This window comes from Bacillus sp. EE-W1 (genome assembly GCF_009760835.1).
GTDB lineage: Bacteria > Bacillota > Bacilli > Bacillales > Bacillaceae_G > Bacillus_A > Bacillus_A wiedmannii.
This window is the reverse complement of record NZ_WIPE01000089.1, coordinates 1-9,946: the sequence shown is the minus strand read 5'-3', so window position 1 is coordinate 9,946 and position 9,946 is coordinate 1. Positions and strand designations below refer to the sequence as shown.

The 9,946-nt window shown below is 38.0% G+C and carries 15 protein-coding genes; 12 read left to right on the top strand and 3 right to left on the bottom strand.

Annotation, left to right across the window (positions count from 1 at the left end; genetic code table 11):
- From GFJ36_RS24345 to GFJ36_RS24335, 3 genes are all read left to right on the top strand, one after another.
- The coding region (locus tag GFJ36_RS24345) for a BclA C-terminal domain-containing protein (protein WP_481747070.1) at positions 1 to 556 on the top strand (556 nt) is incomplete at its 5' end.
- 173 nt (positions 557 to 729) lie between these two features.
- On the top strand, positions 730 to 1,743 hold the full coding sequence (gene moaA, locus GFJ36_RS24340) for a GTP 3',8-cyclase MoaA (RefSeq protein WP_060486692.1): 1,014 nt from the start codon (positions 730 to 732) through the stop codon (positions 1,741 to 1,743).
- Positions 1,744 to 1,759: 16 nt separating this feature from the next.
- On the top strand, positions 1,760 to 2,773 hold the full coding sequence (locus GFJ36_RS24335) for a molybdopterin-synthase adenylyltransferase MoeB (protein ID WP_060486693.1): 1,014 nt from the start codon (positions 1,760 to 1,762) through the stop codon (positions 2,771 to 2,773).
- A gap of 37 nt (positions 2,774 to 2,810) precedes the next feature.
- Here the strand turns inward: GFJ36_RS24335 and moaC are convergent, their stop codons facing one another.
- Positions 2,811 to 3,296 (bottom strand): cyclic pyranopterin monophosphate synthase MoaC, encoded by a 486-nt coding sequence (moaC, locus tag GFJ36_RS24330; protein ID WP_000094144.1) that lies wholly within the window; start codon positions 3,294 to 3,296, stop codon positions 2,811 to 2,813.
- A gap of 84 nt (positions 3,297 to 3,380) precedes the next feature.
- On the opposite strand from moaC, the gene moeA reads away from it, so the two are divergent.
- From moeA to GFJ36_RS24295, 7 genes are all read left to right on the top strand, one after another.
- The gene (moeA, locus tag GFJ36_RS24325; protein WP_097856804.1) at positions 3,381 to 4,670 is read left to right on the top strand and encodes a molybdopterin molybdotransferase MoeA; all 1,290 of its coding nucleotides are present in this window, start codon (positions 3,381 to 3,383) and stop codon (positions 4,668 to 4,670) included.
- Positions 4,640 to 5,155, top strand: a complete 516-nt coding sequence (mobB, locus tag GFJ36_RS24320) for a molybdopterin-guanine dinucleotide biosynthesis protein B (protein ID WP_060486695.1) — start codon at positions 4,640 to 4,642, stop codon at positions 5,153 to 5,155. The genes moeA and mobB overlap by 31 nt, the downstream gene beginning before the upstream one ends.
- On the top strand, positions 5,152 to 5,616 hold the full coding sequence (gene moaE, locus GFJ36_RS24315; protein WP_000185929.1) for a molybdopterin synthase catalytic subunit MoaE: 465 nt from the start codon (positions 5,152 to 5,154) through the stop codon (positions 5,614 to 5,616). Before mobB ends, moaE begins: the two co-directional genes overlap by 4 nt.
- A 2-nt stretch (positions 5,617 to 5,618) precedes the next feature.
- Positions 5,619 to 5,852: a molybdopterin converting factor subunit 1 gene (gene moaD / locus GFJ36_RS24310; protein ID WP_000621775.1), complete on the top strand. Its 234-nt coding sequence runs from the start codon at positions 5,619 to 5,621 to the stop codon at positions 5,850 to 5,852.
- A gap of 92 nt (positions 5,853 to 5,944) precedes the next feature.
- Complete coding sequence (locus GFJ36_RS24305) at positions 5,945 to 6,364, top strand: DUF3888 domain-containing protein (protein ID WP_098230841.1); 420 nt, start codon at positions 5,945 to 5,947, stop codon at positions 6,362 to 6,364.
- 36 nt (positions 6,365 to 6,400) lie between these two features.
- Entirely contained in the window at positions 6,401 to 7,258 is an 858-nt protein-coding gene (glcU, locus tag GFJ36_RS24300) for a glucose uptake protein GlcU (protein ID WP_048540762.1), read from the top strand.
- 13 nt (positions 7,259 to 7,271) lie between these two features.
- A complete protein-coding gene (locus tag GFJ36_RS24295) occupies positions 7,272 to 8,057 on the top strand; it encodes a glucose 1-dehydrogenase (RefSeq protein WP_098230839.1) in 786 nt (261 codons plus the stop codon).
- A gap of 72 nt (positions 8,058 to 8,129) precedes the next feature.
- Here the strand turns inward: GFJ36_RS24295 and GFJ36_RS24290 are convergent, their stop codons facing one another.
- Complete coding sequence (locus tag GFJ36_RS24290; RefSeq protein ID WP_000451450.1) at positions 8,130 to 8,624, bottom strand: CarD family transcriptional regulator; 495 nt, start codon at positions 8,622 to 8,624, stop codon at positions 8,130 to 8,132.
- 255 nt (positions 8,625 to 8,879) lie between these two features.
- Here GFJ36_RS24290 and GFJ36_RS24285 point away from each other — a divergent pair, with 255 nt between their 5' ends.
- Together GFJ36_RS24285 and GFJ36_RS24280 are read left to right on the top strand one after the other, a co-directional pair.
- Positions 8,880 to 9,116, top strand: a complete 237-nt coding sequence (locus GFJ36_RS24285; RefSeq protein ID WP_000533808.1) for a DUF2553 family protein — start codon at positions 8,880 to 8,882, stop codon at positions 9,114 to 9,116.
- Position 9,117: 1 nt separating this feature from the next.
- Entirely contained in the window at positions 9,118 to 9,300 is a 183-nt protein-coding gene (locus tag GFJ36_RS24280) for a sporulation protein Cse60 (RefSeq protein WP_000621751.1), read from the top strand.
- Between the two features lie 34 nt (positions 9,301 to 9,334).
- On the opposite strand, the gene GFJ36_RS24275 is transcribed toward GFJ36_RS24280, so the two are convergent.
- Positions 9,335 to 9,562, bottom strand: coding sequence for a DUF3973 domain-containing protein (locus GFJ36_RS24275; RefSeq protein WP_000498995.1), 228 nt, complete (start codon positions 9,560 to 9,562; stop codon positions 9,335 to 9,337).
- Positions 9,563 to 9,946 lie beyond the last annotated feature (384 nt).

The following is a 9,946-nucleotide window of genomic DNA, read 5'->3' as shown; positions in this document are numbered from 1 at the left end:
AGCGACAGGTCCCCAAGGAATTCAAGGCCCGCAAGGAATCCAAGGTCCAACGGGGGCAACAGGAGCAACCGGTTCACAAGGTCCAACTGGAGATACAGGTCCAACCGGAGCTGGAGCCACTGGGGCGACCGGGGCGACTGGAGTTAGTACAACTGCAACGTATGCATTTGCGAATAATACATCAGGAACCGCTATTTCCGTTTTATTAGGTGGTACAAATGTACCATTACCGAACAATCAAAATATTGGACCAGGAATTACCGTTAGCGGAGGAAATACCGTATTTACGGTTGCGAATGCGGGGAATTACTATATAGCTTATACAATAAATTTAACAGCCTCTTTACTTGTAAGTTCTCGTATAACTGTAAATGGCAGTCCGCTTGCAGGAACAATAAATTCACCAGCAATAGCTACAGGTTCATTTAATGCGACAATAATTGCTAATTTGCCTGCTGGAGCTGCCATTAGTCTGCAGTTATTTGGATTAGTTGCAATAGCTACATTATCTACGGCAACGCCAGGAGCTACTCTAACTATTATTAGACTAAGTTAATAGGAAGAAAACCTTGGAGCTTTTATGCTTCAAGGTTTTTTATCCTGTTATTTGTAGGTAGTCTAATTGGTTAGGAAAGTTTCACTTTATTCACTTAAGCAAAAACATCGCAGTTCGAAAATATATTATAATAGAATGAAAAGAGAGAAATTTGACAGAAAGGGAGGGTGGCGATGCAGGAGATGGTTACAGATTTTTTTGGACGCCCACTTCAAGATTTGCGCATATCTGTCATTGATCGTTGCAATTTTAGATGTACATATTGTATGCCAGCGGAAGTTTTTGGGCCAGATTATGCTTTTTTGAAAGATGAGTTTTTACTGACGTTTGATGAAATTGAGCGTTTGGCAAAACTATTTGTTAGCATCGGTGTACGAAAAATTAGACTTACTGGTGGCGAGCCACTACTGCGTAAAGATTTAACAAAACTTATTGCTCGTCTCGTGAAAATTGAAGGGTTAGTAGATATAGGGTTAACGACAAATGCAATTCATTTAACGAAACAAGCAAAAGCATTAAAAGAAGCTGGATTACATAGAGTAAATGTTAGTTTGGATGCAATAGATGACGATGTATTTAAGGACATTAATGGTCGGAATATCAATACGAAACCTGTTATAAAGGGAATTATGGCTGCAAAAGAGGCCGGGCTTGATGTAAAGGTAAATATGGTTGTGAAAAAAGGGATGAATGAACATCAAGTACTTCCGATGGCTGCTTATTTTAAAGAGCAAGGAATCACACTTAGGTTTATTGAGTTTATGGATGTTGGTAGTACAAATGGATGGAACTTTGATCAAGTCGTTACAAAGCAAGAATTAATTGAAATGATTCATAGTGTGTATCCACTTGAGCCAGCTGAAGCGCATTATTTCGGTGAAGTTGCGAAGCGATATCGTTACGTTGGAACAAATATCGAAGTCGGTTTTATTACTTCTGTTTCAGAGTCATTTTGTTCCTCTTGTACGAGAGCAAGAATTTCGGCAGATGGAAAGTTTTATACTTGCTTATTTGCGACAGAAGGATTGGATGTAAGGAAACTTCTTAGAGGAAATCTTTCGGATGATGAGTTAGTAAGCGTTATACAAGATGTATGGATGAATAGAAAAGACAGGTATTCGGATGAACGGACAGAAGAAAGTGCAAAGAATCGTCCGAAAATTGAAATGTCTTATATAGGAGGATAAGAAAGGGGGCTATCGTATGCAGGAGCGATATTCAAGACAAATATTATTTTCTGGTGTTGGAGAAGAAGGTCAGAGAAAAATTAGAGAGAAGCATGTGCTTATTATCGGCGCTGGCGCTCTCGGGGCAGCGAATGCAGAAGCAATTGTTAGAGCAGGTGTTGGCAAAATAACAATTGCGGATCGTGATTATGTAGAATGGAGTAATTTACAAAGGCAACAATTATATACAGAAGAAGATGCAAAGCAATATAAACCAAAGGCGGTAGCAGCAGCAGAGCATTTACAAGCGATTAATTCTGAGGTGAAAATAAATCCGGTTGTGACTGATGTAACAGTGCGAGAAATGGAAGAGCTAGTGAATGATGTAGATTTAATATTAGATGCGACAGATAATTTTGAAACGCGTCTTCTTATTAATGATATTTCACAAAAGTATAATATTCCGTGGATATATGGTGGTTGTGTCGGAAGCTACGGAGTAACGTATACAATTTTACCAGGAAAAACACCGTGTTTCCGCTGTTTAATGGAACATCCAGCGAGCGGGGCAACATGTGATACGGCTGGTATTATACAGCCCGCAGTACAATTAGTAGTTGCGCATCAAATAACGGAAGCGCTGAAAATATTAGTAGAAGACTATGGGGCACTTCGCGAAACGATGTTATCGTTTGATCTTTGGAATAATCAACAGATGGCATTTAAAGTGAATAGGCAGAAAAAAGACACATGTTTATCTTGCGGAAGATTACGTACATATCCGAGTTTAACATTTGAAGCACAAACAAAAACAGAAGTGTTATGTGGCCGAAATACAGTACAAATCCGTCCAGGTGTGCGGAATGAATTTAATTTAGAAGAAATTAAAAAGCGCTTACAAAGAAGTGTGGATGTAAAAGCTACTCCGTATTTATTATCATTTCCGGTGGAGGAATTTCGTTTTGTTTTATTTACAGATGGCAGGGCGTTCATTCATGGGACGAATGATATAAATATAGCAAAACGCTTATATGCAAGATATATAGGTTGAACCTAAAGGGAGCCCTTTAGGTTCAACGGAAAGAAGATTAAGACTTTCTCGTATAATCTCCACTTTTTCCACCTGTTTTTTCAAATAAGTAAGTTTCGCCAATAATCATACCTTTATCAACAGCTTTGCACATATCGTACACAGTAAGAGCTGTAGCGGAAGCGGCTGTTAAAGCTTCCATTTCAACACCGGTGCTACCTTCTGTTTTAACTTTTACTTCAATAAGTAATCGATATTGTTCTTCGGATTGTTTCCAATCGAAAGAAACGTCAACACCTTTTAATAATAAAGGATGGCACATTGGGATAATATCAGAAGTGCGTTTCGCAGCCATAATACCTGCGATTTGTGCAACTGCTAATACGTCACCTTTCCCAATTTCATTGTGAGAGATTTTATCGTAAATTTCTTTTGTAACGACAATGCTAGAGCACGCAATTGCTGTTCGGACGGTTGCTTTTTTGTCACTTATATCAACCATCTTCGCGCGTCCTTGGTCATTAAAGTGTGTGAATGAAGACATGGAATTCCTCCTTGAAGTTAATTTCTATTTAATATATAAAGTTTAATCGAGATAAAAAAAATTGCAAATATGAGGTGAGAAACGATGATAGAAAAACGAATTCCAATTCAAGTTGCTGAGGCAGTAGAGAGAGTAATGGAATATGCGAAAAATGGTGAAGTAGAAGAGGTTTCTATTACGGAAAGTTACGGGAGAATTCTTGGGGAGGATGTTATCTCTGATCATGACGTTCCTCATTTCGATCGTTCTCCTTACGATGGTTTCGCGATTCGAGCAGAAGATACGAAAGAAGCACATCAAGAGAATGCGATTGAGTTTGAAGTAATAGGAGAAATCGGGGCAGGATCTGTTTTTACAGAAGAAGTAGGACATTTTCAGGCGGTTCGTATTATGACAGGAGCAGCTATTCCAGAGGATTGTAATGCAGTCGTAATGCTAGAGTTGACGGAAGGTTTTGAGAAGAACGGAAAAACATATATGAAGGTAAAGCGTCCTTTTCATAGTGGTGACAATGTGTCATTTAAAGGAGAAGATATAAAGAAAAATCAAGTTCTCGTTCAGAAAGGTGTTGCAATTAATCCAGGTGTTGCCGCCTTATTAGCGACGTTTGGATATAGTACTGTGAAGGTTGTAAAACAGCCTGTTGTTGGTATTGTGACGACAGGAAGTGAACTGTTAGAGGTACACGAGTCGTTACAGCCGGGGAAAATTAGAAATAGTAACTCGTATATGATTGCCGCTCAAATTATGAAAGTCGGAGGGAAAGTGCGTTATTATGGCCAACTTGCTGACGAGTTAGATGCATGCTTTGCAGCTGTTCAATCAGCGATGAATGAGGTTGATATTTTAATTACAACAGGCGGTGTGTCGGTAGGAGATTATGACTACTTGCCAGCTATTTATGAAAGATTACAGGCGAATGTACTTTTTAATAAAATAGCGATGAGACCAGGAAGTGTAACGACAGTAGCTGAAGTTGATGGAAAGTTACTTTTCGGTTTATCAGGAAATCCGTCAGCTTGCTACGTAGGCTTTGAGCTATTTGTGCATCCGGTTATAAAAACATATTTGTATGCGAAAGAACCCCACGTATATAGAGCAGATGCTATTTTACAAAAAGATTTTCCGAAGCCAAATCCGTTTACTCGTTTTGTAAGAGCAAACGTGACAATCGTGGACGGGGCATTACAAGCGATGCCGGTCGGTTTAGATAAATCGAGTGCGGTCTCTTCACTCGCCGATGCGAATGCTTTTATTGTGTTGCCTGGAGGAACGAGAGGATTTGAGGCAGGGATGAAAGTATCTGTATTATTGTTAGAGCACGACGAGGGATGTGATTGGCCATGGGCAAAGCCCCTTCAATCTTACAAATAGTAGGATATCAAAATAGCGGGAAAACAACGCTCGTTGAGAAAATTGTGTATGCATTAGCTGAACGAAACATGAAAGTTGCTACAATTAAGCATCACGGGCACGGAGGTTTTCCAGAAGTAGCGCAAAAAGATAGTGAAAGGCACCGAAAGGCTGGGGCTGTTGTCAGTAGTGTAGAAGGCGCTGGATTACTTTCACTGTCTTCATTAAGAGAGGAATGGTCCTTGCAAGAAATTATTCGCTTATATGAGTTTTTTGAAGTGGATACAATTTTAATAGAGGGCTATAAAAAAGAGAGCTATCCGAAAGTAGTATTACTTCGTTCTGCGGAAGACGTTGAACTTTTACATAAAGTAGAAAACATAGTAGCGGTTATTACGTGGCATGATGCACCTGCAAACTTACGAGAAGAATATAAAGTATTTCATATAACAGAAGAAGAGTTGTATATAGACTGGTTTATACAAACGGTAAGGAGTACGAAATGACAAATACGTATTATGAAGTAATTGATACAGAAATCTCAATTGAAGAGGTAGCAAAGAAGGTTATTCGCCGCGAATGCGGTGCTGTTACAACATTTATTGGAACGGTTAGGGAGTTTACGAAAGGGCGTCGTACATTATACTTAGAATATGTCGCTTATAAAACGATGGCAGAAAAGATGCTAGAGAAAATTGGCTCAGAAGTGAAAGAGAAGTGGCCAGGTACACACGTTGCGATTACACATCGCATCGGTACACTGCAAATTTCTGATATCGCGGTTGTTGTTGCTGTTTCAACACCGCATCGTAAAGCGGCCTATGAGGCGAATGAATACATTATGGAACGTATAAAACAAATTGTTCCGATTTGGAAAAAGGAGTTTTGGGAAGATGGAGACTCATGGATTGGTGATCAATTAGAAAAAACGCCATATCCGGCAGGGGAGCCTGGGAAGGAGCTGTAAGTATGATTCGAGTATTATTATTTGCGCACTTGCAAGAGGAAGCAGGAACAAGTGAATTACAAATAGAGAAAGAAAATATTACGGTTGCAGAGTTAAAAGATGTTGTTGCTAAAGAATATAATGTACCAGTGACAGCATCAACTATGGTTGCGATTAATGAAGAATATGCGAATGAAGATGATACGATCCGAGATGGTGATGTTGTTGCACTAATCCCACCAGTGAGCGGTGGTTAATATTGGATTCATTAAAACGACTTTCCTACATAGGGAAGTCGTTTTTTTATGGAAGTTTTGCGAACACTAACTTATAGAACAAGGAGGGTGTTATGAAAAAAATATGTGTAGTTATTACAATGCTATGTGCAATCTTTTTCTCTTCTCCAAGTGATTCTTTTGCGAAAGAATCGAGGGAGCAGCTGTTAGAGAGTGCATTATCAAATAGGTACTATTCAGTTATTAGACAAGTGACAGAAGATCAGTATGAATGTGCTTCCGTTATAAATATAAAACGTCTCGGTAAGAACGGTGAGTTCGTTCCTAGATTTGAAATTATGCTACAATTTCTTACGTTCCAAGGTGCACATAATCCGCCGAATGATAAAGTTACACTTATTTTGGAAGATTATTTAGATCACGTAAAAATAAAGAAGGTGGAGCGAGAAAAGAATGTTTCTGGTGCTATTGCAGAAAAAGTTTGTGAACGGGAAAAAGAAAAAATAAAAGCTCACTCTAATGATTCAGAGTGATAACTTATGACATTTAGTAAAGAAAGGTAATGAGCGATGGACATACTTTTAGCGATTTTACCGGCTATATTTTGGGGAAGTATTGTGCTATTTAACGTGAAACTGGGCGGGGGACCGTATAGTCAAACGCTCGGTACAACGTTTGGGGCACTTATTTTCTCGATTGTTGTTTATATTTTTATGAAGCCAGTATTAACTCCTACTGTTATTGGAGTTGGAATTGTGTCAGGTTTATTTTGGGCACTTGGTCAGGCGAATCAATTAAAAAGTATTGATTTAATGGGCGTTTCGAGAACGATGCCCATTTCAACAGGACTGCAATTAGTTGCGACGACTTTATTTGGAGTCATCGTATTTCATGAGTGGTCCACGACTATATCAGTCGTCCTTGGTGTTTTGGCTCTCGTTTGTATTATTATCGGTGTTATTTTAACATCACTTCAAAGTGAAGAAGAAAAGAGTGCAGAGCAGGCCGGGAATTTTAAAAGGGGCATTATCATTTTATTGATTTCAACAGTCGGTTATTTAGTTTACGTAGTAGTGATTAGGCTATTTAACGTAGATGGTTGGTCAGCTTTATTGCCACAAGCAGTTGGTATGGTGTTAGGGGGCGTTTTGCTTACGTTTAAACATCATCCATTTAATAAATATGCACTAAGAAATATTATCCCAGGATTAATTTGGGCAGCTGGAAATATGTTTTTATTCATTTCGCAGCCGCGTGTTGGAGTGGCAACAAGTTTTTCGCTATCGCAAATGGGAATTATTATTTCAACGCTTGGCGGGATTCTTATATTAGGTGAAAGAAAAACGAAACGCCAATTAACGGGGATTGTTGTCGGTATCGTTTTTATTATTGCAGCCGGAATAATGTTAGGTGTTGCAAAAAGTTAAAGGGGGTATTGAAATGTATAGTGATTTAGCAGGAAAAGTTGTCGTTATTACAGGATCAGCAACTGGTCTTGGAAGAGCGATGGGAGTACGGTTTGCTAAGGAGAAAGCAAAAGTAGTAATTAACTATCGCTCACGAGAGTCAGAAGCGCATGATGTATTAGAAGAAATTAATAAAGTAGGCGGAGAAGCGATTGCTGTAAAAGGTGATGTGACAGTTGAATCTGATGTCGTGAACCTCATTCAATCTGCTGTGAAAGAGTTTGGTACGCTTGACGTTATGATTAATAATGCAGGGATAGAAAACGCGGTCCCGTCGCATGAAATGCCGTTAGAGGATTGGAATAAAGTAATCAATACAAATTTAACAGGTGCTTTTTTAGGAAGCCGTGAAGCGATTAAATATTTTGTAGAACATGATATTAAAGGTTCTGTTATTAATATGTCGAGTGTTCATGAGAAAATTCCGTGGCCACTATTTGTGCACTATGCGGCGAGTAAGGGCGGCATTAAACTGATGACAGAAACGTTAGCGTTAGAATATGCACCAAAAGGTATTCGAGTAAATAATATTGGGCCAGGTGCAATAAATACGCCAATTAATGCCGAAAAGTTTGCTGATCCTAAAAAACGTGCTGACGTAGAAAGTATGATACCGATGGGCTACATTGGAAAACCGGAAGAAATTGCAGCAGTCGCAACGTGGCTTGCTTCCTCAGAAGCGAGTTACGTAACTGGAATTACGTTATTTGCAGATGGTGGAATGACTTTATACCCGTCGTTTCAAGCAGGGCGCGGTTAATAAAAAAGGACAAAGAGATTATCTCTTTGTCCTTTTTTCTGCAAAAAAAAATAGCGGTCGGCTATTTTAAATTTAATGATTAATTGTATCTTGAAGAAATTCTGTTGCTTGATGTTCAGAAACATTTTGCACAAGTGCAACTTCGCTAATCATCATTTTGCGTGCATTATCTAGCATTTGTTTTTCGCTCGCATTTAATGCTCTCTCTTTATTACGGCGAAGTAAATCGCGAACAACTTCTGCGCTATCTTGCAGATTGCCGTTTTTCATTTTTTCCATATTCATTGTATATCTCTGTTTCCAGGAAAGTGATGTGTCTGATTCCCCGTTTTGAAATTCAAGAAGTATAACATCTAATGTACCTTTATCTACGATATAACGAATACCTGATTTTTGTAATTGATCCATAGGAAGCATTATTTGCATGTCTTTACTAATGATACGTATCACACAATATTGACGTGTTGTTCCTAATATTTCTTTCTCTTCAATGGCTTCGATGACTCCTGCGCCGTTCATTGGATAAACGATTTTATCGCCAATTTGAAACAAATCATCCACCTCCATATGTGGTAACCACTTTTAATGATAGCACAAGTGAGTGAAAATGTCAAATTTTATATAATACCATAATGTTGATATTTAGTCAATAAGTAAAAACTCTTTTTTTTTTATATATTTTTTTGCTCTTATTTATTGATGATTTTTTTGAAAAATAGTACAGACGAAGAAAGAAGGCATATCCACTTATTTTTAAGCATAAAATGTAAAATCGCTAATACAATATACCTAAATCCGTTCTTTGCAAGGGAGGGAGAGAAGGTGGGGCGCACAATAAGAATTGATATTACAAATAAAGTTGTAGCTAAATTTAGACCGGATTATTTGGAATTATATACGAGTAAATTTATGATAGGTAAGTTTTATGTCTATACTGAAGGTAAACAATATGTGTTAGAAGACGGATATATATATGAAGACGGAAAATTTTATCGCATCATAGATACGCACCGTGGCAATAATCAAGCGGCGGAGGGCTGCGATCTAGGATGGTGTTAACATGATTCGTGTGAAAGTGTTTGATGAAAGTCACGAAAAAGACTTAGAAGACGCTGTAAATGTTTTTTTGAAAAAGATTGATGATAGTAATTTTGTAGATATTAAGTACCAAGTCGGTGTTTCCATTAATGATGACGAAAACCAAATTTATTGTTTTTCAGCAATGATCGTTTATAAAGCATAAAAAAGAGCTGGGTGAGCCAGCTCTTTTTTATGTTTTATGTTGGGACAACATGTGTCGGTAATACGTTCATAATAGATTGAGTTGTGCCTAATTTCTTTTTCGCTAAAAGAGGCTCCCCTGTTTCATGGTTTTGGGCATCTGTACACATACCAAGGTGATAACGATCACCTAAAAATGGATCGATATAAAAACCGTTTTTGAATACTTTATCATTCGGATGTTTTTCATGGTGAATGTCAGAGCAATTAATGCAATAGAACATAGCTTTCATCCCCTTTTTATTTTTGTTTGAAAAAAGTGAGTTGGTAGTCATTTCGCTCCTAAGGAAATGTTGAGGAGAAGAGAAATAACTACCTACTCAAATGGTGGGCATATTCCTTCTGATTTTTCATATCTCGCGTAGTGTCCCTGAGGGAAGGCGGAGAGACGAAATACGCATGATATACGTAAGGCACTTCTTTCAAGATGAATGATGGAGTTTCATGTTGAGAGAAGTTTTTATTTTTTGTTGCCTTTGTGAGTATATTATGAGGGAATGCTCAGAGGGTGTTTGTCCTGTTGAAAAAATGTTGAGAATTTCTCAACAATAAAAAATAACTAGCGTTGACATGAAACTAAAAGGTGTTATATTATCAAAGTATAACCA

What these genes read in the sequence shown, in the direction of transcription:
- moaA (WP_060486692.1), top strand. Translation starts at nt 730, where the DNA reads ATGCAGGAGATGGTTACAGATTTTTTTGGACGCCCACTTCAAGATTTG.
- GFJ36_RS24335 (WP_060486693.1), top strand. Translation starts at nt 1,760, where the DNA reads ATGCAGGAGCGATATTCAAGACAAATATTATTTTCTGGTGTTGGAGAA.
- moaC (WP_000094144.1), bottom strand. Translation starts at nt 3,296, where the DNA reads ATGTCTTCATTCACACACTTTAATGACCAAGGACGCGCGAAGATGGTT.
- moeA (WP_097856804.1), top strand. Translation starts at nt 3,381, where the DNA reads ATGATAGAAAAACGAATTCCAATTCAAGTTGCTGAGGCAGTAGAGAGA.
- mobB (WP_060486695.1), top strand. Translation starts at nt 4,640, where the DNA reads ATGGGCAAAGCCCCTTCAATCTTACAAATAGTAGGATATCAAAATAGC.
- moaE (WP_000185929.1), top strand. Translation starts at nt 5,152, where the DNA reads ATGACAAATACGTATTATGAAGTAATTGATACAGAAATCTCAATTGAA.
- moaD (WP_000621775.1), top strand. Translation starts at nt 5,619, where the DNA reads ATGATTCGAGTATTATTATTTGCGCACTTGCAAGAGGAAGCAGGAACA.
- GFJ36_RS24305 (WP_098230841.1), top strand. Translation starts at nt 5,945, where the DNA reads ATGAAAAAAATATGTGTAGTTATTACAATGCTATGTGCAATCTTTTTC.
- glcU (WP_048540762.1), top strand. Translation starts at nt 6,401, where the DNA reads ATGGACATACTTTTAGCGATTTTACCGGCTATATTTTGGGGAAGTATT.
- GFJ36_RS24295 (WP_098230839.1), top strand. Translation starts at nt 7,272, where the DNA reads ATGTATAGTGATTTAGCAGGAAAAGTTGTCGTTATTACAGGATCAGCA.
- GFJ36_RS24290 (WP_000451450.1), bottom strand. Translation starts at nt 8,624, where the DNA reads ATGGAGGTGGATGATTTGTTTCAAATTGGCGATAAAATCGTTTATCCA.
- GFJ36_RS24280 (WP_000621751.1), top strand. Translation starts at nt 9,118, where the DNA reads ATGATTCGTGTGAAAGTGTTTGATGAAAGTCACGAAAAAGACTTAGAA.
- GFJ36_RS24275 (WP_000498995.1), bottom strand. Translation starts at nt 9,562, where the DNA reads ATGTTCTATTGCATTAATTGCTCTGACATTCACCATGAAAAACATCCG.